This window comes from Streptococcus sp. FSL K6-1323 (genome assembly GCF_038630745.1).
GTDB lineage: Bacteria > Bacillota > Bacilli > Lactobacillales > Streptococcaceae > Streptococcus > Streptococcus salivarius_D.
Map to the genome: position 1 here is coordinate 1,647,567 of NZ_CP152039.1, position 24,968 is coordinate 1,672,534.

At 42.5% G+C, this 24,968-nt stretch carries 22 protein-coding genes and 1 other annotated feature; of the genes, 1 reads left to right on the forward strand and 21 read right to left on the reverse strand.

The features are described from left to right. Nucleotides 1–87: 87 nt before the first annotated feature. The 12 genes from NST80_RS07615 to NST80_RS07670 form a co-directional block, all read right to left on the reverse strand. Nucleotides 88–1,404 (reverse strand): FAD-containing oxidoreductase, encoded by a 1,317-nt coding sequence (locus NST80_RS07615; RefSeq protein WP_002886137.1) that lies wholly within the window; start codon nucleotides 1,402–1,404, stop codon nucleotides 88–90. Nucleotides 1,405–1,545: 141 nt separating this feature from the next. Next, nucleotides 1,546–2,346 (reverse strand): alpha/beta hydrolase, encoded by an 801-nt coding sequence (locus tag NST80_RS07620; RefSeq protein ID WP_183138252.1) that lies wholly within the window; start codon nucleotides 2,344–2,346, stop codon nucleotides 1,546–1,548. Between the two features lie 35 nt (nucleotides 2,347–2,381). After that, the gene (locus tag NST80_RS07625; RefSeq protein WP_259666655.1) at nucleotides 2,382–2,744 is read right to left on the reverse strand and encodes a hypothetical protein; all 363 of its coding nucleotides are present in this window, start codon (nucleotides 2,742–2,744) and stop codon (nucleotides 2,382–2,384) included. 234 nt (nucleotides 2,745–2,978) lie between these two features. After that, nucleotides 2,979–4,091, reverse strand: coding sequence for an alanine dehydrogenase (gene ald / locus NST80_RS07630; protein ID WP_049529390.1), 1,113 nt, complete (start codon nucleotides 4,089–4,091; stop codon nucleotides 2,979–2,981). A gap of 448 nt (nucleotides 4,092–4,539) precedes the next feature. Then, nucleotides 4,540–5,685 (reverse strand): amidohydrolase, encoded by a 1,146-nt coding sequence (locus NST80_RS07635; protein WP_183138254.1) that lies wholly within the window; start codon nucleotides 5,683–5,685, stop codon nucleotides 4,540–4,542. A 247-nt stretch (nucleotides 5,686–5,932) separates the two neighbouring features. Continuing rightward, the gene (locus NST80_RS07640; RefSeq protein WP_183138255.1) at nucleotides 5,933–6,652 is read right to left on the reverse strand and encodes a pseudouridine synthase; all 720 of its coding nucleotides are present in this window, start codon (nucleotides 6,650–6,652) and stop codon (nucleotides 5,933–5,935) included. An 82-nt stretch (nucleotides 6,653–6,734) separates the two neighbouring features. Next, entirely contained in the window at nucleotides 6,735–7,418 is a 684-nt protein-coding gene (locus NST80_RS07645; RefSeq protein ID WP_002890291.1) for a VIT family protein, read from the reverse strand. Between the two features lie 90 nt (nucleotides 7,419–7,508). Beyond that, nucleotides 7,509–8,279 (reverse strand): nucleoside phosphorylase, encoded by a 771-nt coding sequence (locus tag NST80_RS07650; protein WP_183138256.1) that lies wholly within the window; start codon nucleotides 8,277–8,279, stop codon nucleotides 7,509–7,511. A 77-nt stretch (nucleotides 8,280–8,356) separates the two neighbouring features. Beyond that, the gene (locus NST80_RS07655) at nucleotides 8,357–8,851 is read right to left on the reverse strand and encodes a DUF6773 family protein (RefSeq protein WP_048790616.1); all 495 of its coding nucleotides are present in this window, start codon (nucleotides 8,849–8,851) and stop codon (nucleotides 8,357–8,359) included. Between the two features lie 13 nt (nucleotides 8,852–8,864). Then, nucleotides 8,865–9,062, reverse strand: a complete 198-nt coding sequence (locus tag NST80_RS07660) for a helix-turn-helix transcriptional regulator (protein WP_004182985.1) — start codon at nucleotides 9,060–9,062, stop codon at nucleotides 8,865–8,867. A 178-nt stretch (nucleotides 9,063–9,240) separates the two neighbouring features. Beyond that, nucleotides 9,241–10,224, reverse strand: coding sequence for a rhodanese-related sulfurtransferase (locus NST80_RS07665; protein WP_002889116.1), 984 nt, complete (start codon nucleotides 10,222–10,224; stop codon nucleotides 9,241–9,243). A 197-nt stretch (nucleotides 10,225–10,421) separates the two neighbouring features. Next, nucleotides 10,422–11,123, reverse strand: coding sequence for a glucosamine-6-phosphate deaminase (locus tag NST80_RS07670; protein WP_037610856.1), 702 nt, complete (start codon nucleotides 11,121–11,123; stop codon nucleotides 10,422–10,424). A 150-nt stretch (nucleotides 11,124–11,273) separates the two neighbouring features. On the opposite strand from NST80_RS07670, the gene queA reads away from it, so the two are divergent. After that, nucleotides 11,274–12,317, forward strand: a complete 1,044-nt coding sequence (gene queA / locus NST80_RS07675; RefSeq protein WP_049554098.1) for a tRNA preQ1(34) S-adenosylmethionine ribosyltransferase-isomerase QueA — start codon at nucleotides 11,274–11,276, stop codon at nucleotides 12,315–12,317. Between the two features lie 96 nt (nucleotides 12,318–12,413). Here the strand turns inward: queA and NST80_RS07680 are convergent, their stop codons facing one another. The 9 genes from NST80_RS07680 to carB form a co-directional block, all read right to left on the reverse strand. Then, a complete protein-coding gene (locus NST80_RS07680) occupies nucleotides 12,414–14,201 on the reverse strand; it encodes an ABC transporter ATP-binding protein (RefSeq protein ID WP_118172100.1) in 1,788 nt (595 codons plus the stop codon). Between the two features lie 12 nt (nucleotides 14,202–14,213). Next, nucleotides 14,214–15,950: an ABC transporter ATP-binding protein gene (locus tag NST80_RS07685; RefSeq protein ID WP_118172099.1), complete on the reverse strand. Its 1,737-nt coding sequence runs from the start codon at nucleotides 15,948–15,950 to the stop codon at nucleotides 14,214–14,216. A 207-nt stretch (nucleotides 15,951–16,157) separates the two neighbouring features. Continuing rightward, nucleotides 16,158–16,526 (reverse strand): 50S ribosomal protein L7/L12, encoded by a 369-nt coding sequence (gene rplL / locus NST80_RS07690; protein ID WP_118172098.1) that lies wholly within the window; start codon nucleotides 16,524–16,526, stop codon nucleotides 16,158–16,160. Nucleotides 16,527–16,600: 74 nt separating this feature from the next. Beyond that, entirely contained in the window at nucleotides 16,601–17,104 is a 504-nt protein-coding gene (gene rplJ, locus NST80_RS07695; RefSeq protein WP_004183007.1) for a 50S ribosomal protein L10, read from the reverse strand. Nucleotides 17,105–17,135: 31 nt separating this feature from the next. Further along, nucleotides 17,136–17,273, reverse strand: a sequence feature (ribosomal protein L10 leader region). A gap of 122 nt (nucleotides 17,274–17,395) precedes the next feature. Then, nucleotides 17,396–18,604, reverse strand: coding sequence for an ABC transporter permease (locus tag NST80_RS07700; protein ID WP_004183008.1), 1,209 nt, complete (start codon nucleotides 18,602–18,604; stop codon nucleotides 17,396–17,398). Between the two features lie 9 nt (nucleotides 18,605–18,613). Then, on the reverse strand, nucleotides 18,614–19,318 hold the full coding sequence (locus tag NST80_RS07705) for an ABC transporter ATP-binding protein (RefSeq protein WP_037605640.1): 705 nt from the start codon (nucleotides 19,316–19,318) through the stop codon (nucleotides 18,614–18,616). Then, on the reverse strand, nucleotides 19,311–20,564 hold the full coding sequence (locus NST80_RS07710; RefSeq protein ID WP_004183010.1) for an efflux RND transporter periplasmic adaptor subunit: 1,254 nt from the start codon (nucleotides 20,562–20,564) through the stop codon (nucleotides 19,311–19,313). Before NST80_RS07710 ends, NST80_RS07705 begins: the two co-directional genes overlap by 8 nt. A 62-nt stretch (nucleotides 20,565–20,626) precedes the next feature. After that, complete coding sequence (locus tag NST80_RS07715; protein WP_183138257.1) at nucleotides 20,627–21,382, reverse strand: class I SAM-dependent methyltransferase; 756 nt, start codon at nucleotides 21,380–21,382, stop codon at nucleotides 20,627–20,629. Nucleotides 21,383–21,749: 367 nt separating this feature from the next. Continuing rightward, complete coding sequence (gene carB / locus NST80_RS07720; RefSeq protein ID WP_183138258.1) at nucleotides 21,750–24,929, reverse strand: carbamoyl-phosphate synthase large subunit; 3,180 nt, start codon at nucleotides 24,927–24,929, stop codon at nucleotides 21,750–21,752. Nucleotides 24,930–24,968: the final 39 nt, after the last annotated feature.

Here is a 24,968-nt window from a genome sequence, read left to right on the forward strand (position 1 = left end):
AGCGCAAAAAAAGCGACATCTAACCTAGAGTGTCGCTTTGTATTAGAGATATGTTTTCAAAAAAAGAGCCTCTCGGCTCTTTTCATTTTAAATCGCAAACAAATCGTTTAGGTTCTCAGCCATAGTTGGGTGAGTGAAAATTTGTTTAGCTAAATCTGTGTATGGAATGTGATGATTCATAGCTAGGGTAATTAGATTGATAATTTCATGAGATTCTTGACCAAAGAGGGTCACACCCAAGATTTCCTTAGTTTCAGGATTTACCACAGCTTTGAAGGCACCACGCAAATCACCGTTAACATGGCCACGCGGCATGCCAGCAACTGGAAGTTCCTTGACTGCAACCGGTCCACCTGCTGCTCTGGCTTGATCTTCAGTAAGACCAACCTGTGCCAAAGGTGGGTTGAGAAACATAGCAGTTGGAACAGCTCCACGTGTTTCAAGGTTATAGCTACCATCACCAGTTAGGTAATTAAAGACAATACGGAAATCGTCTAGTGAGATATAGGTAAATTGAAGACCACCATTAACATCACCAACTGCAAAGACACCAGGAACACTTGTTTCCAAATGTTTATTGACCTGGATACCACCACGTTCAGTCAAGGCAATATCAGTATTTTCCAAGTGAAGAGGTTCGATATTAGGCTTGCGTCCTGTCGCATAGAGGAGTGCATCAAAACGGAACTCACCTTTGTCAGTAACAACGACAACTTCATCACCGTCATTTTTCACTTCGGAAGTTTTAACACCTTGCTCAAAGACAATGCCGTCCTCTTCCATGTATTCCTTGGCCAACTTAGCAATAGATGGCTCCACACGTGGCAAGAAGCTAGTCGCTGCATCCAAGACAGTCACTTGGCTTCCCAAACGGTTATAAAGGCCAGCAAATTCAAGGCCGATATTACCACCACCTAAGACACCTAAACGTTTTGGCAAGGCTTCAAGGGTTTGAATACCAGTTGAATCGTAAACATGCTTAGTTGTTGTCAAGCCAGGAATAGGCAAGACATTAGACACGGCACCTGTGTTGATGACAATAGTCTCAGCTGTTAGCTCTTGGCGATCATCACCAGCCACTACTTCAATAACCTTATTTGACACAAAATGTGCCTCTGCATCAATGACATCAACGCCATTGTCTGCCAACATTTTATAATTCTTAGCATTAAGACGACCAGTCACTGCACCACGTTCCTTCATGGTATCGTCAAATGACCAGCCCTTCTCAGCCGCAACAATCATAGTCTTAGTTGGGATACAAGCAATATTAATGCAAGTACCACCATACATCGCTTTACTGCGCTCGATGACAGCAACTTTCTTACCAGCTGCATTCATCTTAGCAGCCAGAGTTTTACCGGCTTTACCGAAACCGATAACAATCAAATCATAGTTTAACATTTCTGTATCCTCCTATCTACCGCCATTCTATCATTTAATTTTTCAGACTGCACACAATTGAACCGGAAATAAAAAGAGGCTACAAGTTCCACTGTAACCCTTTTCTCATCTGTTTTTAATAGATTTCCATAAGTCCACTGCCTAAGTGTTTTCTCGCAGAAATTCTAATATAATTTTATTAAATTGCTTACTTTCAATAAAGGCTGCGTGACCCTGTTTGCTAAATTCATAATAGGAAGCATTCGGAATGCTATTTGCAAGTTCCCTTGCACCATCCACTCCCAGAACCAAATCGTTTTTAGCTCCCAAGACAAGAGTCGGGCAGGTGATTTTATCAAGGAACTTATGGCAATCAAACTCAAGAATAGACTTGGCTAAACGGACAAATCGTTCTTGTTTTTCAACACTCACAGTCTTCAAGAATAGTTTATTAATCACATATAATTTCTTTAACATAGGAGACGAAAATGTTTTACACATTGAATCCTTATTGAGCTTAGCCACCTCACCATTTTTAGCCATCTCAATCCAGCCTTCGATGGTGTCTCTACTTATATCATTATTTCGAGAGAATGTCAGAGCTAACACCAGACTAGTCAACTTTTGAGGATACTTAATAGCAAACAGCTGAGCAATCATACCACCTTGTGACATGCCTATGATAGAGGCATTAGCAATATGCAATTCTTGTAAAGAATGGTAGAGGTCATCAGCTATATTCTCAATAGAAATACCTTCTTCGATATGGTCCTTTCTATCAAAAATATAGACCTTATACTCCTTAGCGTATCGATAAAATAACGAGTAAATGGCAAGGTCAGACATATCACTTAAGCCTTGCAAACTTAATCCCGTAATGATAACGAGAACCTTATCTCCTCGACCAAAAGTGACATAGTCAACGCCCTGGTCTGACAAATGATTTCTGTGAATACTATACATTATCTACACTCTTTCATTGCAAGATTTAAGTATTATCATGCGTCCGGTGCATTATTTGATGCCATGATGATAATACTTACCAAGACAACAAAGGTAAGTTGCCAAAGAATGAAGGCCATGAAATCCCCACCTTTAAAAATAAGCAGGTCACAAAGTAAAATAGCCAACAGCACAGCATTTTTTCTAAAAAGTTGGTCACAGTTTTTCCAAAAAGTTTCAAAAGAAATATCGGATCCTATCTTACGAACAAGCTTCACATGATAAATAATCTCAACCAGAGATGCTACAGCTACTGTAGTTAGCAGTCCGGTCAAAGACACATCCATACGAAAACCAAAATAAAGAACGACAAGCTGAGAAAAGACAATTGCTGTGATTACACGAATATGGTTGGACACGATAAAACCTCCTAAAGATAAGCAAGAATAAAAAGCATTATAGGTGCTCATTACTGCCCTTAATATGTCTACTCATTATATCATAAAATAAGAGTAACATTAGAAAAAATCCATCCTATGCGAGAACTCGCCCATCAACTCGCAAAAAATGGTTCACTTCTTGCTCAGACCTCAAAAAAGGAGTCACCCTCTATCATGGTGCGACTCCTTTTTGTGTTTGATAAGTTACTCTGTTTAGGCCAATTCGTCAATTGATGTATATTCTCTGTTTAGGCCCTTTGCAACTGGTTTGCTAGTGATATGACCTTGGTAGGTTGTAACCCCTTGACGAAGACCTTCGTCGTCGTTAATTGCCTTTCTGAATCCTTTTCCTGCAAGGGCTTCGATATAAGGCAAAGTGACATTGGTAAGAGCGATGGTTGATGTACGTGCCACAGCTCCTGGGATATTAGCAACGGCATAGTGAAGGACACCATGTGTTTCATAAACAGGCTCATCGTGAGTAGTCACGCGATCCGCAGTTTCAACAACCCCACCTTGGTCAACGGCAACGTCCACAATAACTGAACCTGGACGCATTTGTCTAACCATATGGTCAGTAACGAGTTTTGGTGCTTTTGCCCCTGGGATAAGAACTGCACCGATAACCACGTCAGCATCACGAACACTCGCTTCAATATTGAGCGGATTTGACATCAGTGTTTGAATTTGACTACCAAAGACTTCTTCAAGGACAGACAAACGTTTAGCACTGATATCAAGGATAGTCACCTGAGCTCCAAGTCCAAGAGCGATACGGGCTGCGTGTGTCCCTACGACACCACCCCCGATAATCGTTACTTTACCTTTAGGAACACCAGGTACACCACCTAGGAGAACACCAGAGCCACCCTCTTGTTTAGTCAAGAAATGCGCACCAATTTGAACAGCCATACGTCCTGCAACTTCACTCATTGGAACCAAAAGTGGTAGGTGGCCTTCTTGGCTACGCACTGTTTCGTAGGCAACGCCAGTTGTCTTAGCATTGACCATAGCATCTGCCAATTCTGGAGCTGCTGCCATGTGCAAGTAAGTAAAGAGTAAAAGGTCTTCACGAAGGAAACCATATTCAGCAGCAAGTGGTTCCTTAACTTTAACTACGAGCTTGGCTGCCCATGCTTCAGCAGCAGTAGCAACAATTTTTGCACCTTGTTTTTCGTAGTCAGCATCCGTAAAGCCAGAGCCCAGACCTGCATTGGTTTCAATGAGAACTTCATGACCTTTAGCTACAAGACTTTGCACACCAGCAGGCGTTAGAGCCACACGGTTCTCGTTATTTTTGATTTCTTTTGGAATACCAATTAGCATACGTTTCTCCTTATTAGGAAGTTATAAGGTAAAACATCATAAAGATGACTTGACCACTTCCTATCTATCTTTTGAGATGATAACGCTTTCATTTTATCTAAAAAGCTCAAAAATAGCAAGTGAAAAATTCTTACTCCTTTTTAAGTCCTGAAATCTTGCTTCTAAAATACGACAAAAGAACCCAACCAATCGGCTGGGTTCTTAAGTGTAAACTAAATGATCAAAAGAATATTTCTCCTTAGGCACGTCCTCCTTTTCAATTTCAAAAGTGGCACCAATGTAAAGTCCTAAAACCTTATTTTAAACTCTTAACAAAATAATCAAAGAGTCCTTGATCTGCTAATTGCTTATGGCCCAAGAGGAACTCGGGGTGCCACTGAACACCTATAAATGGGACTTCCTTCTTCGACAGGTTTTTCATTACTGGTAATACCGATTAAGGGAATGGTTATTTTTCTTGCTCCTTAAAATAGTCAAGTAGAAAGAGGGCGTTTTCCACATAGTAATTAACAGCTACTGGCAAGGCCTCGTCTTTCACAAGGAAATCATCATGGTGCCAGTCTGGTGCATTCTCCTCACCATTAGAGCCAACAAAGGCAAAAACTCCTGGTATCTCCTTTTGATAAGCTGCAAAATCTTCGCCCCCTGTTGATGGCAAGGTTTCAATCACTTCTGCGAAGGCTTTTGAATTTTCAAAGATGAGAGGTGTAAGCGTCTGGTCATTGTAGGTCACGTAAGGTGAATTGCCCCAAGTAATGTCAACTTGAGCACCGAACTGGTCTGCTGTCGCCTGAACGACCTTTTCAAAACGAGCAATGACATCTTCACGAACCTTAGGCTCAAAGGTACGAATCGTTCCTTCGAAAAAGCCTGCTGCTGGAAGAACATTCCAAGTATTTCCAACTTCGATATGAGTAACCGACAATACTGCTGATTCAAAGGGCGATACCGTACGAGCCACAATCTGCTGTAAGTTGTTGATGATAGTCGTAGTAACCAAGACCGTATCTACACCCAAATCAGGACGGGCTGCATGGGAAGAAACACCCTTAACATCAACCCTAAACTGCTCCACACCAGCCATGATAGCACCTGAACGAAGACCAATCTGACCCGGTTTCAAGTGAGGATTATTGTGATAACCGATGATAGCTGACACACCGTCAAGACCACCCGCTTCAATGACCTGATAGGCCCCTTGGAAATTTTCCTCGGCTGGTTGGAAAATCAATCGAACGGTCCCCTTAAGCTCTGCTTCTCTTTCTTTTAAAAGCTGAGCGGCTCCAAGTAGGGAGGTTTGGTGAAAGTCATGACCACAAGCATGCATAGCCCCATTGTCGCTGGCATAAGGAAGTCCTGTCTTTTCCTTAATCGGTAGGGCATCAATATCAGCACGCAAAGCAATAATCGGATAACCTGACCCAATCTCAGCGATGAGTCCCGTCTTCAAGGGATAATTTAAAGGCTCAATACCTAGATTTTTCAAATAACCTTTCAAAAAAACTGTCGTCTCATGCTCCTCTTCAGAAACCTCTGGATGTTGGTGAATCTGATGACGTGTCTTTGCTAAATGATCATAAAATGCTTCTGTCATAATGAACCTCCCTCTCTGATTAGACCTGCTCATTGCTCCTAACTTGCTTAAGTTCTCAATCGAATTGATACCATCATACCACCAGAAACAAGGCTTGAGAAATTAAAAAAACTTATATAATGTCATAAGTTTTACTTATACCCCTAGAAAAGTCCGTCCTTATGGGCCTTACAGTATAAAACCTAGTGATAGGATGGACCTATCAGGAGATTGAAAGTTCCTATCATACCTTAATAAGAAGAAATGACTAGCCCAAATAAGTACGCAAAATCACTTTTTCCGCTTCCGTTAACGCTCGATAGGAACCTACTGCTATCCCTTCATCAAGCTTAAACGCTCCAAAAGAAATCCGCTTAAGATAGGTCACCTTGACCCCATAAGCCAAGAACATCTTTTTCACTTGATGAAACTTACCTTCTGAAATCGTAATTCTAGCACAGCTCTTGTCACTTGCAGAACTTAGAATTTCTAGCTGAGCTGATTTACAAACAGTACCATCCTCAAAGACTACACCTGACTCAAAAAATGCAGGTGCATCAGGCCCAAGAACATCATTAACCTCAACATAATAAGTCTTAGCCACATGATAGCGGGGGTGAAGCATGGCAAAGCCCAGAGGGCCATTGTTAGTAATCAGCACCAAGCCCTCCGTGTCTCTATCCAATCGCCCAACAGGATAAAGCCCCTCTCGCTGATCTTCAGGCTTAATCAAATCAATGACTGTCTGGTGTTCCTTGTCCTTTCGAGCTGACACTACACCTGCTGGCTTATTCATGAGATAGTAAACTTCTGGCGTATGCTCCAGTTCCTTACCAGAAACCGTGATGGTTTGAAGACTAGCATCCACATTAAGATTATCTCGATCCGCCAAGATACCATCCACATAAACTTGACGACTACGAATGAGCTTTTTGACCTGATTGCGGGAACCATAGCCTGCCTGTCCTAATAATTTATCTAAACGCATAGCCCTATTGTACCACGTATGAGCATGCTCTAGAAGATAAAAAAGTCTACCTAAAAAGATAGACTTTTCGCATTATAAACACTTACACATTTACATGGAAGATATGCCCGACCAAGAAAGTCACAAGCATGGTCAAGAGTCCTACTGTCAAGTTACGCAACATCGCTTGTTTAACAGGTGCTTTTCCAAGCTTGGCACTGATATAACCAGTCAAGAGCAAGGTAAGGGCAACCACAACCACTGTTACAGGAATACGGTAAGGCTCTGGGAACAGCATGATAGCTAGGGCTGGTGGCAAGGAACCAACTGAAAAGGCCAGGAAACTAGAGACGGCAGCATGCCATGGATTCGTAATTTCATCCAAATCCACCCCATATTTTTCCTCAACTAAGACCTTAATCGGATTCTTATTGAAGGCTTGATTAACCTTAACTTCAGCTGCTGTTTCGCAATCCCCCTGACTGAGGAAGGTTTGATACAAACTCTCTCTAGCTGCCTCAGGAGAGCGGTCCAAGAGGGCTTGTTCCTTAGCGATAGCAGCTTCTTCGGTATCTTTTTGCGTTGACACACTGACATATTCACCACCTGCCATCGAAAAGGCACCAGCAAAAATCGCTGATAAAGCAGAAATCAAGATGAACCAGATGTTAGATGTCGCACTGGCCACACCGATAACCACTCCTGCAATGGAAATGATACCATCATTGGCCCCCAAAACACCAGCTCTCAAAATATTCAAACGTTCTGCAAAATTCTTATCTTCCAATTCTCTTACTCCTTATTTAGAATGATTCTAAAAAGTATTATAGCAGTTATTTAGAATGATTACAAATAAGAAGTTTGAAAAGTAGAATTTTTAAGGTTTACTCCAGTCACATGCAAATTCCAAAGCTAATAAAGCTACCTTGTCCTTTTCATCTAAATCCTCATGACTAGATAAGGTTCGGATATCCCATTTTTCTTCCGAGAGGTGGTCTGCCGCGTAGAAGAAATGGCAGAGCTCAAAGCCCCGAAAAGCTGCTAAAGCTGCCACTGCTGAACATTCCATATCCACACAGATGGCTCCTGCTTCCTTTCGTCGCTTCATCTTGTCGATGGTTTCCCGGTACGGTGCATCTGTCGTCCACACTTTTCCTGACTGATAGGAAACCTTGTGGCTTTCCAGAAAGGCTTGGAAGAGCGGAAGGGTTTTCTTGTTTACTTCCACTTCATCACTAGCTGGAAGATAGTGGTAACTGGTCCCTTCGTCTCGAAGAGCTGCTGTTGGAATGATGATGGAGGTCGCTTCGATATCTCGATTTAAAACTCCACAGGTCCCAAAAAGAACGAGTTTTTCCATCCCAAATTGAATTAGGTCCTCAATAATCCCCACACATGAAGCAGCCCCAACTGGTGCATTAAAGGCACCAATCTGTTGGTCTCCAATAGTGATTCCATAGACCACGACTTCAAAATTAGCCATAGAGGTTCTTGCAATGACCTCATGGTCATAATTCTCAAGGAGGCGAGCAAAAGTTACTCTTGAAAAGCAAGAGATGACAACTTTGGGAAATCCTTCAATTGGTTCGTGTAAGTCTTGTGGATTGATAATCGCTTGTCTATTATCATCAAATTCAGTTAGTAGCATACGTGACCTCCTTAGTTTTAGGACCCATTATAACACAAAAAAACAGACCAAAAAGAACGGTCTGATTCTCTCACTATCTATTCTTCATTTTCCAAATCGTCTAGCTGTTTTTCAAGACGTCTTCTCTCATATCTTCCCAATGCAGCAATAGCCCAATTCATAAAAAAGACAAAGGGAGCATACAACATATAAGTAACTGCCCAAGCCATGAGATATCTAGGATCCAATGGATTATTATGATAGACATTGTGGTATGACTGATAGTTAACTATCATTATTTTAAGGATGATAAGCCCAGTCACCAGTAAACAACCTAGGACTGTCATACTCGAACCTCCAAAAGCACTTACAGCAAGACGTTCAGCTCTATAAATAGACCAAATCCATGCTATCAACAATGGATAAAGTAAGTAATTAGCAGAGATGACACCCTTGTTAAAGAGGGAGCCATAGAACAAGCACGCCATTGTCCCGGCAATCATTATGTAATAGCATTCGGCAGCAACTTTATTAGTTAGAGCTTCTTCGCGTTCATCTGTAACCTCATTATTAATCAGTTTGAATTTCATCATCTTTACTTCCTTCCTAATTCTCCCAAAACAGTTGATCCAAGGTCCTGTCCAGTGTCTTGCAAATGGCAATGCATAAGGCTAGGCTGGGATTGTACTTTCCGGCTTCAATCAAACCTATGGTTTGTCTTGTTGCACCTACCGCTTCTGCCAAGTCACCCTGGGTCATATCATGCTCTGCTCGAGCTGCTTTTAAGCGTAAATTCTTTGCCACATGCCCCCTCCTTTTCATCTTATCTGATATTATCGTCGACATTGATTAGGTTCACCATCTGTTTTCATCTTAATTATACACTATATATTTCTAATTGCAATATATATATGTCATTATTTTAGAAATAAATTGCAAAATAAAAAGCCGAGATCCCTCTCAGCTTCTTCACTATTTAAACTTAAGCAGGTGTTACATCCAAGCTTTCACCAATTGCCGCAAGACGTTCGACAACTTCTTCTTGGCTCAAACCATTTTCAGAGACATAACGGTTGCGTGGGTGAACACGGCATTCATGTGAGCAGCCACGGAGGTATTTATCTTCATTTTCCTCTGAAGCAAGGATACGACGGTTACAGAATGGGTTACCGCAGTTAACATAGCGTTCGCAAGGCGTCCCATCGAACCAGTCCTTACCGACAACGACAGGATCTACATGGTTGATGTCAACGGCAATACGCTCGTCAAAGACATACATCTTACCATCCCAAAGCTCTCCTTGAACCTCTGGATCTTTACCGTAAGTCGCGATACCACCGTGCAATTGACCAACATCTTTGTAGCCTTCACGGACCATCCAACCTGAGAATTTCTCACAGCGGACACCACCAGTACAGTACACAACCACACGCTTATCCATGAACTCTTCTTTATGGTCGCGGACCCATTGTGGCAATTCACGGAAGTTGCGAATGTCTGGACGAATGGCTCCACGGAAGTGACCAAGGTCATACTCATAGTCGTTACGTGTATCGAGGACAACAGTGTCCTCATCTAAAAGGGCGTCTTTAAACTCTTTTGGTGACAAGTAGGCACCCGTTGTTTCAAGTGGATTGATGTCACTGTCAAAATTATCATCCTCTAAGCCAAGGTGAACGATTTCCTTCTTGTAGCGAACAAACATCTTCTTGAAAGCTTGCTCCTCTTCCTCATCAATCTTGAACCAAAGGTCCTCCATCCCTGGAAGGCTGTGAACATAGTCCATGTATTTTTGAGTGGTTTCATAGTCACCAGAAACCGTTCCATTAATTCCCTCGTCGGCGACCAAGATGCGTCCTTTCAGACCGATTGACTTACAGAAAGCCAAGTGGTCAGCTGCAAATTGCTCAGCGTTTTCAATGGGAAGGTATTTATAATAAAGCAATACTCGAATAGGTTTTGCCATTGTATGTCCTCTTTCTTTATGAGATATCTATATCTGTTGTTTGATAGTCAAAGTCAACTTAACTATTATAGCGCTATCAAAGAGGGCTAGGCAATTGATTTGCTTGGAAGTGACTTTTCACAAAAGAAAAAGGCTGAGCGCCAAATGGCTCAACCTGTTTTTTTCTATACTCGTAACTTCTTGACTCATATATTATCCTACAATTTCGCAGCAGCTGCCTCATCTAGGATAAGAGTCACATCTGGATGATTTTGCAAGACACTAGCTGGGACTTCCTCCGTCACAGGACCCTTGACCATCTTGAAAATGGCATCTGCCTTCTTGTCACCATAGGCAAACAAGATAATCTTCTTAGCAGCCATAATAGAAGCAATTCCCATTGAAATAGCCTTCGTAGGGACTTGATCACGACTGGCAAAGAAACGGCTATTGGCTTCAATGGTGCTATCAGTCAAGTCGACCACATGAGTTTGACTATCAAAAGGCGTACCTGGCTCATTAAAACCAATATGCCCATTACTTCCAATTCCTAGGATTTGCAGGTCAATAGCATGGTGTGCCAAGACATCATCGTAATCCTTAGCCGCCTGCTCCAAGTCCTCAGCCATGCCGTCAGGTAAGAAGCTCTCCTTAAATGGCTTAGCATCAAAGAGTTGAGCCTTCATAAAGGCATGATAGCTCTGCTCATGGTCTGGTGCTAGTCCAACATATTCGTCCAAATTGACGCTGTAAAGCTCTGAAAAATCCACGTCGCTTTCAACCATCTCTTGGTAAAGAGCGATAGGTGAACTACCTGTCGCCAAGCCCAATGTCTGAGCACCCGCCGCAAGGCTCTCTTTAAGAAGATCAAAGGCAACTTGGCCTCCCTCAACTTGATTCTTAACTAAAATCTTTTTCATTCTATTCACCTCGATATTGGTATATACCATTTTCTTTATTATCTCTTTTTTTAACCTTTTTGTCAAGCGCTTTCACTCAACTCCTTTAATGACTGTCATCCTATATCGTGCTATAATAAAAAGGCTGAAAATTTTTAAACGAGGAAAGAAATGAATACAAACGATTTTGATTTTGAATTACCAGAGGAACTGATTGCCCAAACCCCATTGGAACAACGTGACGCCTCTAAACTCTTGGTCATTGATCCTGTAACCAAGGAAATGACTGATACCCACTTCGACCACATCATTGACCAACTTAACCCTGGCGATGCCTTGGTCATGAACAATACGCGCGTGCTTCCTGCCCGCCTCTATGGTGAAAAGCCTGATACCCACGGCCATGTGGAATTTCTCCTTTTGAAAAATACCCAAGGCGATCAATGGGAAGTTTTGGCTAAGCCAGCCAAACGCCTTAAAGTAGGTGCTAAAGTCAGTTTTGGGGATGGACGCTTGACTGCCACTGTCACTGAGGAACTGGATCATGGCGGCCGTATCGTAGAATTTAGCTACGACGGTATCTTCCTTGAGGTTTTGGAAAGCTTGGGCGAGATGCCATTGCCACCTTATATCCATGAAAAATTGGAAGACCGCGACCGTTACCAAACGGTCTATGCCAAGGAAAATGGCTCTGCCGCTGCTCCAACAGCTGGTCTCCATTTCACTCCTGAGTTACTTCAAAAGATTGAAGCTAAAGGCGTAAAATTGGTCTACCTCACCCTCCACGTTGGACTGGGAACCTTCCGACCTGTTTCTGTCGATAATGTCGACGAACATGAAATGCACTCAGAATTTTACACCCTCAGCCAAGACGCTGCCGATACCCTCAATAGCGTCAAAGCTGCTGGAGGGCGAGTCATTGCAGTTGGAACAACCTCTATCCGAACACTGGAAACTATCGGCAATAAATACGATGGGCAACTCCAAGCCGACTCAGGATGGACCAATATCTTTATCAAACCAGGCTACCAATTCACAGTCGTAGATGCCTTTTCAACCAACTTCCACCTTCCAAAATCAACCTTGGTAATGTTGGTTTCAGCTTTTGCTGGCCGTGAATTCGTCCTTGATGCCTATAAACACGCCGTCCAAGAACGCTACCGCTTCTTCAGTTTCGGAGATGCCATGTTCGTCACACGACGTGCTGAGAAATAATATTGATTTTGAGACTTTTCCCTATAGGAGAAGTCTCTTTTATTGATCTCCACATTCAGAAAAAATCCACCAATTATGAACTGATGGATTTTTTGTTTATTTCTCCGCAAACTGGCTATTATACAAGTCGTAATAGAAACCTTTATCTGCAAGGAGGGATTCATGGTTCCCTTGTTCGATGATTTGACCATCTTTAAGGACCAAAATCTTGTCTGCTTCTTGGATAGTTGACAAACGGTGGGCAATGACAAAGCTTGTTCGACCTTGCATAAGAGTCTTCATGGCTTTTTGAATCAAGAGTTCCAGACGGGTATCAACCGATGAGGTTGCCTCGTCCAAAATCAAGATTTTAGGATCAGCCAAAAGCGCACGCGCAATGGTCAAAAGTTGCTTTTGTCCTAGTGAGATATTACTTGATTCCTGGTTCATTTCCATATTGTAACCACCAGGTAGTGTACGGATAAAGTGATCCACATTGGCTGCCTTAGCAGCTTCAACAATTTCCTCGTCAGTTGCCTCAAGATTACCAAAGCGAAGATTTTCCTTGATAGTTCCTTCAAAGAGCCAAGCATCCTGAAGCACCATACCAAACTGTTTACGATAATCCTGACGAGACAGGTTACGGATATCATGACCGTCAACCGAGATAGACCCGGCAGTCACATCATAGAAACGCATGAGAAGGTTGATAATCGTTGATTTTCCGGCACCGGTAGGACCGACAATGGCCACCATTTCACCAGGATTAACCTCAAGATTAAAGTCACGAATCAAAGGTTTATCAGCCACATACTGGAAGTCCACATGCTTAAAGCTAACTTGGCCAGTCAAATCTCCTTCTAGTACTTCAGTAGCATCATTAGCCTCGTCTGGTTCATCCATCAGTTGGAAAATACGGTCCAAGGAAGATTTAGCACTTTGCAATTGTCCAGCCAACTGAGTCAAGTTCTGAATAGGTTGGTTAATCTGCCAAACATACTGAACAAAGGCCTGCATATTACCAATCGTCAGGCGACCAGCCAAAACTTGCAAACCACCTAGAACAGCAACAATGAGATAGGTCAAGTCAGATAAACCGTTAAGAACCGGCATCATAAGTCCTGAAATGAAATTGGCCTTAAAGCCCACCTTCTGAAGGTCTTCCGTGATTTCTTTAAAATCATCCAAGGATTTATCCTCACGCCCAAAAAGCTTAAGTACATTGAAGCCAGTCAGATTTTCCTGAACAAAACCATTAAGAGTACCTAGGGCATCAGCCTGCTGTTTAAAGTAGGGCTGAGACTTAATCATGATATAGCGGGCACCAAAGAATGTAATCGGAATAGTGATGACAACTATAGCTCCCAATTGAAGATTAAGGTAAAGCACTGTTCCAATAACCAAGGCTAGAGTAAAGACGGCATTAACAACCTGCAAGAATGACTGCTGCAAGGCATTAGATACTGTCTCGACGTCACTGGTAAAGCGGCCTAAGAGGTCCCCAAACTGGTGCTTATCAAAGTATGACACTGAGGTACGATTGATTTTCTCGGTCATCTCATTTCGCATATCTTGAACCGTTGCTTGCACAGCATTGGTCATGAAATAGTTGGAATAATAGGCGGCCAACTCATAAATAAGACCACGCAAGAGATAAACAACCAAAACCAAACCAACATAGGAGACGTTGATATGAGCGCCTTCAACACCTTTGATGATGGCCAGCGTATTTTTAGTTAACTCGGTAATAGCTAAACCAATGACCACTGGCTCAAGGACACTCATGATGACACTAACAATTTTCAGGAAAATGGCTAGGTAAAGTGGGAAACGATAAGCCTGCAAGTAGGACCAAAGGCGGCCAAAACTTGAGGAATGATTTGTTTTCTTTTTATTATTCTTCATTTCGACCTCCTTCTAGTCTTCTGTAAGACTCTTTTGATTCAATTGTGAATTAGCAATTTCACGGTAAATCTCATTGCTTTCCATAAGCTCTTCGTGACGGCCACGACCAACGATTTCACCCTTATCAAGAACGATAATCTGGTCTGCATCCATGATAGTTCCCACACGTTGAGCCACAATCAAGACTGTCGCATCCTGGGTCACTTCTTTCAGACGACGACGCAAAGTTGCATCAGTCTTGTAGTCCAAGGCGGAGAAGGAATCATCAAAGATGTAAAGGTCAGGACGTTTAACCACAGCACGTGCAATTGACAAACGCTGCTTCTGTCCCCCAGAAAGGTTGCTACCACCCTCAGCCAAGTGAGAGTCATAACGTTCTTCCTTACTTTCGATAAATTCCTTGGCTTGAGCCACATCAGTAGCTTGATTCAATTCTTCATGACTGGCATTTTCCTTACCATAACGGATATTTTCACCGATGGTTCCTGTAAAGAGCAGGGCTTTTTGTGGAATAAAGCCTATCTTACGACGAAGAGCCTTAAGATTATAGTCACGAACATCCACACCATCAACAAGAATGCGTCCAAGTGTCACATCATAAAAGCGTGGAATCAACTGCACAAGTGATGATTTTCCTGAACCCGTAGATCCAATAAAGGCAATGGTTTCACCGGGTTTAGCCTTGAAAGAAATATTGTGTAGGACAGGACTCTCAGTTTCACCAGGATAAGCAAAGGTCACATTGTCAAACTCCAAATATCCCTTAGTCTCAGTCTCTGTCACTCCATCTTCATTTGGATTGATAGAAATAGGCATATCCATAATTTCCTGCAGACGTTCACTAGATACCGCCGTACGAGGATACATGGTAAAGAGGTTGGCTAGGAAAAGGAAAGACAATAGTGCATGGAAACTGTACTCAATAAAGGCAACCAAATCCCCGATTGCCAACGTCCCAGAACCTAGTGGCTCAAGGGCAAACCAAACAATTGCCACAATCATGGCGATGATGATTTGCACAAAAAGTGGCTCAGTCAAACCAGTTAATTTAAAGAGCTTGTTTGAATTATCCGCATAGACAGCATTTTCAGAAGCAAACTTCTTCTCTTGAAAATCTTCTCTAGCGAAAGCTCGGATGACACGAAGTCCAGTCAGATTTTCACGAGCATACTGGTTAATCTTGTCGAGAGTTGCCTGTTGCTTCTCAGAAAGCGGACGTGTTTTTACCGCTACATACCAGACTACTACGGCTAGGAAAGGCAAGGAAATTGCCACAATCCAAGCCAAAGATGGACTTGTCGTCAAAATTAAGAAGACACTGGAAACCATCATCAGAGGAGTAATGACACCCATCTTAAGAATCTGTTCTGCAAATTGCATGAGAACAAAAGCATCAGATGTAATACGAGTTACCAAAGAGGATACGCCAATCTGCTCGTACTCATGGTGGGAATACTCCTGAAGCTTAGCGTAAATGTCATTACGCATGACCTGCACCATTGTGGTCGTCAATTTACTAACCGCATAGGACAAGAGCACACGACCAACAATCCCAGTCAAGACCACACCGAACATGACCCAAGCATAGGTATAAAGCTTGTCAGCATCTCCACGGTTAATCCCCTCATCAATCATTTTGGCAAGAACCGTCGGCAGACCTAAGTTAGCAATAACAAATAAAATAGCCGCCGTAAAATTCATTGCTAGCCACTTAGGATAACGCCTAAGATAAGACCAAATATAAGCCATAAATTTCTCCTTTTCTTTTTAGCATTTACCATGCCTTTAAGATTTTTATAGTTATTGACAACTACTAAAGCCGTAAAAGACACAGAAAAAGGGCGTGACAAGCACGCACATTACCTACATTCTAACAAATGAAAATATTAAAAGCAATAGAAAAAACCAGAGCTTTTGCCCTGGTTTCTTTATTAAGCGACTTGAGTCGTTACCTTATTATTTAAGAGTAACTGAAGCTCCAGCTTCTTCAAGTTTAGCTTTGATTTCTTCAGCTTCAGCTGCAGCAACACCTTCTTTAAGAACTGATGGTGCACCGTCAACGATAGCTTTAGCTTCTTTAAGACCTTCGCCTGTGATTTCACGAACAACTTTGATAACAGCAACTTTCTTGTCGCCTGCAGATGTCAATTCAACGTCGAATGAATCTTTAGCAGCACCAGCGTCAGCAGCACCAGCTGCAGCAGCAGCTACAGGAGCAGCAGCAGTTACGCCAAACTCTTCTTCGATAGCTTTTACAAGGTCGTTCAATTCAAGGATTGAAGCTTCTTTAATTTCAGCAATAATGTTTTCAATGTTCAATGCCATTGTGATTTCCTCCAAATGTGTTTTTTAATATAATTTTTTAAACGTAGCTTAGGCTACGAGTTGTGAAGATGGGCTTACGCAGCACCGTCTTCTTTGCTTTCTGCAACCGCTTTGACAGCGTATGCAACGTTGCGCACTGGCGCTTGAAGTACAGAAAGGAGCATAGAAAGCATACCTTCTTTGTTTGGAAGTGATGCAAGAGCGTTGATTTCTTCGACTGAAGTGAACGCGCCGTCAACAACACCACCTTTGATTTCAAGAGCTTCTGCGTCTTTAGCAAATTCGCTAATAACTTTCGCTGGTGCGATAACATCTTCGTTTGAGAATGCTACTGCAGATGGACCAACGAAGAGTCCTTTAAGGTCTTCAAGACCTGCTTCTTCAGCTGCACGAGTCAAGATTGAGTTTTTGATAACTTTAAATTCAACGCCTGATTCACGAAGATTACGACGAAGAACTGTATCTTGGTCAACTGTAAGTCCACGAGAGTCAACAACAACGATAGATGCTGCAGCTTTCATTTTCTCAGCGACAATCGCAACCTGTTCAGCTTTCTTAGCAATAATAGCTTCACTCATTAGTAGTTTTACCTCCGTTTTTATTTTTGGGCTAGGCACAAAAAAATCGTACCTAAACCTAGACACGAAAGTACAATACGTTACAAAAAAAATAGTTACGTTTTGTGCCTCGGTTGGATGTTTATGAGTTTAACTCCCCAACTGTCTTAGGTCAGTTTTTTCAAACCTCATATATAATACCATGACCTAAATCAGACGTCAAGAAAAAAATGCAAATTTTTTTATTTTTTTCTCTATCTTTTTTGAAAAGCATAAAACCTCTCAAAATCTAAAGATTTCAAGAGGTCATGTCTAATCATATCTGAGTGCTTCGATAGGATCGAGTTTTGAAGCTTTATTAGCCGGTAGGAGACCAAAGATAATTCCCACAGCTGCTGAGAAGGCGATGCTTCCCATGGCTACGCCAAGAGAGACTGTCGCTTTAAGCTCCATGGCATTCCCGATTGGTCCAACGACTAGGGCCGCAAAGCCCAGCCCAATCAAACCTCCCAGAATGGTCAAAACCATGGACTCAATCAGAAACTGTGTCAAGATTTTACGACGTGTAGCGCCTAAAGCCTTACGAAGACCAATCTCTCGTGTCCGCTCAGTTACCGAAACCAACATGATGTTCATAACACCGATTCCACCAACTAAGAGTGAAATCCCAGCAATAGCTCCGACAACGGTGGTAATGGTTCCAAAGATTGTGTTCACCTGATCTAAGGTCGAGCTCATATCTGCTGCCTTGTACTCCCCGTTATCATCTTGGGACAACTGGGTCAAGCGTTTGGCAGCATCCTTAGCGACACTACTACTATTTTTCACATCGGTCACATGGAAAAAAATCTGTCCAATAGCATCGGTATTATTTTCAGCTGCTAACTGGGTATTGGCCACAAGAGCTGTTCCAATTTCACCATAGGCACCGATTGCTGTGTCTTTATTCTTATAAACACCAATCACACGATAATCATTGTTCCCAATAGTAACCACTTGGTTAAGGGCATCCTCATTCGTCTCAAAGAGTTTTTTAGCCACCATCTGATCAATGACAATGACTCGTGAAAAGTTTTTATAATCATTGTCTTGCAAGGAACGTCCTGTCAACATCTCTAACTTTTTAGCTTTAAAGTAGCCCTGGCTGGCACCTGTGATATTAACATTCTTCACAGTCTTTTTCTGGAGGGAGATAGAGGAAGTTAGGCTGTTAGTCACAAAATAACTATCAATACCAGGTGTCTGCTTAGCCACTTGCTCCAACCAAACTTCTTTAACCGGTTTGGTCGGTTGTGACAAGTCCGCATAGGCAGGATCTAGCTCCTCACCCTTGGCTTCATAGTAGACTTGGACCGTATCCTTGTCACCTGTCACACTATCGGTAACACTCTGACGCATCCCATTTCCTAGACCCATAATGAGTACGACAGCAGCAACACCAATGATAATCCCCAACATAGTCAGGAAGGACCGCATCTTGTGTGAACGAATAGAACTAAGAGCAAATTTCCAATTTTCCATTCTTACCTCCTAGTCAATCCGAACGCTGTCCGTTGTGTCTTGGGTGATTTCCCCATCACGGATAACAATCTTACGTCGGGCATAATCCGCAATCTCAGGTTCATGGGTAACCATGACAATGGTCTTTCCTTCACGGTTTAGCTGGGTTAAGAGATCCATAATCTGGGTTCCTGTCTTGGTATCAAGCGCACCCGTAGGTTCATCCGCCAAAATGATTGCCGGATCGTTAGACAATGCACGCGCAATAGCCACCCTCTGCTTCTGTCCACCAGACAGCTCTGACGGCAAATGATGGCTACGTTCTGACAAGCCGACTTTTTCCAAGAATTGTTGTGCCCTTTGCTTACGTTCACGTGGCGATTTCCCCGCATAAATCAAGGGAAGCTCTACGTTCTTTTGGGCACTTAACTTTGGCAAGAGAAAAAACTGCTGAAAGATAAAGCCAATCTGGTCATTTCTTACCTTGGCCAAACGATTTTCAGAGAGATCAGCCACATCCTCCCCCTCGAGTTGATAGGAACCTGTAGTTGGTTGATCAAGAAGTCCAATAATATTCATGAGGGTTGATTTACCTGAACCAGAAGGGCCCATGATTGCCACGAAGTCACCTTCATCAACTGATAAGTCAATCCCCTTAAGGACCTGCAAGGACTCCTGACCATTTTTGAAAGACTTGGTGATGCCTTTTAAGACCATAAGTTCTGGCTTAGTCACTAGACTTCACCTCTTCTCCACTAGTCTCTTTTGATTTTTTGCTATCGGCATCTGTCACATCCTTCAGGGTCTCGCCATCCTTGAAGGATTTTTCGGCCTTGGTGATAACCTTTTGGCCTTCTTTTAGTCCTGAGGCAATTTCTTGCTGCTTAGCATCTGCATTACCAAGTTTGACCTTGACTTGCTTGATTTTTTGACTCTCGTCATCGTAAACCCAGACGTAGTTGTCAGAGCCTTTCTTGGTCACAGCAGTTACTGGAACTAACAGGGCATCATCATCTTTGGTCACTTCAAGAGATACATTGAAACCTTGCTTGAGCTTACCGATTGGACTAGTCAGTTGAACCTTATATTCATACTGGGAGCCTGTCTGTCCTGAATTGCTAGATGTCCCCGCTGACTGACTGGCATTTTGCTTAGGATAATTGGAAACGTAGCTAACTTTCCCTGTCCAAGTTTGATCTGGGTATACTTTGGAAGTAATCTTAACCTTTTGACCTACTGAAATATTTGGAATGTCATATTCTGTTAAGGTCCCTTGAATCTCAAATTGGCCTTCACTGGTCACATGAACTAGAGTCTGGCTCTCTTTTGAAGCAGGGTCCACAGAGTCCGCAACTTCTACGACTGTCCCATTAGCATCTGAAACAATGACTGTTTGGTTTAGGACGTCTTGTGCCTTTTCTAGCTCTGATGCTGCGTTAGCAACAGCATCATTATAATCTTGCAAGGTTTGGTAATTACTTGCCTCGGTTTGCTGACGCTGTTGAGGGCTAACGGTAGTCGTCGAATCATCCTCATCCGAATCACTACTTGTTTGTGCCGAAGCTGCAGGAGCTGTTCCATACTGTTGGAAATAATTACGGTCACGAACTGCCTTATTATAGGCACGGCTAGCCGTATCATAAGCCGCTTGGGCTGAGGTGCTATCATATTGGACCAATTGCTGACCAACGCTAACTTCCTCACCAACAGAAACTGTCACTGTGGCATTGCGTCCAATGGTATTATCAAAATAAACGTACTGTTCCGACTGAGCCTTCACCATGCCAGTCAGAAGGGTGGACGAGGCCAACTGCCCCTTGGTTACCTTACTTGCTGTAGGGGACTCGGAAGCCTTATCATCTTTGCCACCACCTGCAAAAAGGTTAAATCCTAGGACCAAAAGGACAAGGAAGCCAATTCCTCCAATGATCCAAACTCTTTTTTTATTTTTAAATAACTTTGGACTGATTTTCTTTCGCATAAGTCTCTCTTTTCTTTTGTATCATATAAATAAAACAATTGTAATACTTTTAACTTTCAGTGTCAATGGCCTTCGCTTAAATCCATAAGACCATAGTGCAGCTTTTGATTGGGACGAACCTGGCGTTCGAACCCTAGTTCCTCAAAAACGGTATCTCGAAAATGTGCCTTGATGATAATTTTTTCTCGTACAACACGCTTAGCCTCATTTAGCCATTCTTCAGTCAGACGACTGCCATTAGCTAGAGGTTTGATAGCTTGTAGATTTTCCGATTCCTTGATAGTCTCTGAAAACATAGGATCGGCATAAATGATATCAAAAGAGTGATCAGCCTGGGATTTCAAAAAGGATAAACTGTCTCTCTTAATGGCTTTAATAGACCGCATCGCTTTTTCAAGCTGCTTGTCATCTGTCTGATAAGTGGCCAGACCACGAGAAACCACCTGAAAAATTACTTCTTGACTCTCAAGGGCAGTCACCTTATTTCCCGCTGCCGCCATAACTAAACTATCGGAAGCCAGACCCATGGTCGTGTCGAGAATAGACTTGGAAGACGGACCCAAAAGATTGACTAGAGCATCGTGTGGTGCCTTAATCCTAAGAACTGCTGTATCTGGATGAAAGGATAGCTCACTGCCATCCGCATTGACAAAAGACAATCTGTCTTTATATAGAAGATAAAAAGCTCCAAATCGCTCTAAACATTTTGCCAAAGATAACTTGCGACGAGGCTGATAGTCAGCTCCTAGTTCGTTAGCTAATTCTTGGGCACGCGCAATCAAGGCCTCATTTTCACGTAAAGATGTGGTAATAATCATGTTACTAGTATAGCAGAATCTTAGGAAATAAAACCATAGTCTTAGCTTTCATTTGCATTTGTTAGCTTACATTTGTGTAAGAAAAAAAGCCCCAGCAAGGCTGAGACTCAGAACATAATTAAACTATTTTTAAATATGAAATAGATTTTGCGAACCTAGTAAGCTTATACCGAGACTTTTCGCAGTGATAAAAACGTCTGAAAAGATTAGTTTCAGGCGTTCGGAAGTTTTGAGACTTTCGGCTCAAAACTTAGTCATGGAACTTCGCAGAAGGTCGCTGACGTCCGTCATCACTTAAGAAAAGTCTCAAAAGAAAACTTTGTCTTCAATAAAAAAGCCCCAGCAAAGCTGAGACTCTATTTCATGATTAAATAGATTCTGTTGTAAAGCTACGGCTTTCAAGCACACGCACCATAGCATCTGCTGTATCAAGCGCTGTGAAGAGTGGAATTCCTGCTTCAATAGCTGAGCTACGGATAGCTGCTCCGTCTTCGTCATAAGTACGTTTGTTACCAACCGTATTGATGATAGCTTGCGCTTTACCTGTACGAACGAGGGCTGGAATGTCGTTATCGTCATTTTCCCCCAATTTGTTAACAAGCGTTGCGTGAACCCCATGTTCATTCAAGAACTTAGCTGTTCCCTCAGTTGCGTAGATACCATAACCGATAGCATCGAAGCGACGTGCCAAATCAAGGGCTTCTTCTTTAGTATCATCATGAATAGTAAAGATAACATTACCAAAGGTTGGCAAGTGAAGATAAGATGCTTCAAAAGCTTTGTAGAGCGCTTTTTCAAGAGTCGCATCTGTCCCCATAACTTCACCAGTTGATTTCATTTCTGGTCCAAGGAGGCTATCTACCTTAGCCAATTTTGTGAATGAGAATACTGGTGCTTTGACATGAACATGGTTGCTTTCTGGGTAAAGACCATCTTTGTAACCTTGCTCAGCCAATGATTTACCAAGAATCAAGTTTGTAGCAACTTGAGCCATTGGGATATCAGTAACCTTAGACAAGAATGGTACGGTACGGCTAGCACGTGGGTTAACCTCGATAACATAGACCGTTTCATCCTTAATAACAAACTGAATGTTCATCATACCGATACAGTTAAGACCAATAGCCAAGCGTTTAGTGTAGTCAGCGATAGTCTCTTGGATTTTCTTAGAAAGGGTTTGTGGTGGGTAAACTGCCATTGAGTCCCCTGAGTGAACCCCTGCACGTTCGATGTGTTCCATGATACCTGGAATCAAGACATCCTTACCATCAGAGATAGCATCCACTTCACACTCACGTCCAATGATATAGCTATCAACAAGGACTGGGTGGTCTGGACTTGCCTTAACGGCTGTACGCATGTAAGAACGAAGGTCATCTTCATTTTCAACGATTTCCATGGCACGTCCACCCAAAACGTATGATGGACGAACAAGAACTGGGAAGCCAATCTTACGAGCTGCTTCAACCGCTTCTTCTTCGTTTGTCGCTGTTTGTCCTGGTGGTTGTGGAATGTCCAAATCTTTAAGGGCTTGTTCAAAGAGGTCACGGTCTTCGGCACGGTCAAGGTCAGCAACCTGTGTACCCAAGATTTTCACACCAGCTTTAGATAATGGCTCTGCCAAGTTGATAGCTGTTTGTCCACCAAACTGAACCACGACACCCTTAGGTTGTTCCAATTCGATAACGTTCATCACGTCTTCGAAAGTCAATGGTTCGAAGTAAAGTTTATCTGAAACTGAGAAGTCTGTTGAAACCGTCTCAGGGTTAGAGTTCATGATGATAGCTTCGTAACCTGCAGCCTGGATAGCTTTTACAGAGTGAACTGTCGCATAGTCGAACTCAACCCCTTGTCCGATACGGATAGGACCTGAACCAAGAACGATGACAGATTCTTTATCAGATTTAATTGATTCATTTTCCCACTCGTAAGTTGAGTAGAAATACGGTGTTGATGACTCGAACTCAGCCGCACAGGTATCGACCATCTTGTAGACAGGAACAATGTTATTTTCCAAACGTGTCGCACGAACTTGGTCGGCTGTTTGATTCCAAAGATCAGCAATCTTACGGTCAGAGAAACCGTTACGTTTAGCCTCTTTCAAAACATCAACATCGCCTACGTGAGTAGCCAATTCTTGTTCCAATTCAAAGACATGGAGCAATTTGTCAAGGAAGAAGATATCAATCTTAGTCAACTCTGACAATTCTTCAATAGTGTATCCACGACGGATGGCTTCAGAAAGGTAGAAGAGACGGTCGTCTTGAGCTTTGACAATCTTTTCAACCAAGGCATCGTCTGTGACGTCCGCAAGCTCAGGCATTTCATTGTGGTAAACACCGATTTCAAGTGAACGGCAGGCTTTAAGAAGTGACTCTTCGATGTTACGACCGATAGCCATAACTTCACCTGTTGCTTTCATTTGAGTACCAAGACGACGTTCACCGTGTTCAAATTTATCAAATGGGAAACGTGGAATCTTAGCAACCACATAGTCAAGAGCTGGTTCAAACATAGCATAAGTTGTACCAGTGACTGGGTTAATCATTTCATCAAGTGTCAAACCAACAGCGATCTTGGCTGCCAATTTGGCGATTGGGTAACCAGTTGCTTTTGAGGCAAGGGCTGATGAACGTGATACACGAGGGTTTACTTCGATAACATAGTACTTGAAGCTATTAGGGTCAAGAGCCAACTGTACGTTACAGCCACCCTCAATTTTAAGGGCACGGATAATCTTCAAGCTGGCATCACGAAGCATTTGGTTTTCAATATCTGACAAGGTTTGCGTTGGGGCAAATACGATTGAGTCCCCTGTGTGGATACCAACTGGGTCAAAGTTTTCCATGTTACATACCACAAGAGCATTGTCTGCGGCATCACGCATAACTTCGTATTCGATTTCCTTGAAACCAGCGATAGAACGTTCAATCAAACATTGTGTTACTGGTGACAATTTCAAGCCATTTTCAGCGATTTCACGAAGTTCTTCTTCGTTGGCACACATACCACCACCAGTACCACCAAGGGTAAAGGCAGGACGCACGATAACTGGGTAACCAATTTCTGTCGCAAAGGCAACTGCTTCTTCAACCGTATTGACGATTTCAGATTCTGGAATAGGTTGTTCCAAATCTTCCATCAATTGTTTGAAGAGGTCACGGTCTTCGGCTTGGTCAATGGCAGACAATTTTGTTCCCAAAAGCTCTACTCCAAGCTCTTCAAGAATACCAGCTTTTGACAATTCCATTGCCATGTTCAAACCAGTTTGTCCCCCAAGTGTTGGCAAGAGAGCATCAGGACGCTCTTTACGAAGGATACGTGTGACAAATTCAAGCGTAATTGGTTCAATGTAAACCTTGTCTGCGATTTCTTTATCAGTCATGATTGTCGCAGGGTTAGAGTTAACAAGGACAACACTGTAACCTTCTTCTTTCAAGGCCAAGCAGGCTTGCGTACCAGCGTAATCGAACTCAGCAGCCTGACCGATGATGATAGGACCAGACCCGATAACCATAATTTTTTTAATATCAGAACGTTTAGGCATAATTTATGATACAAAGCCCGTTAAGGACCCAGTGAAAAT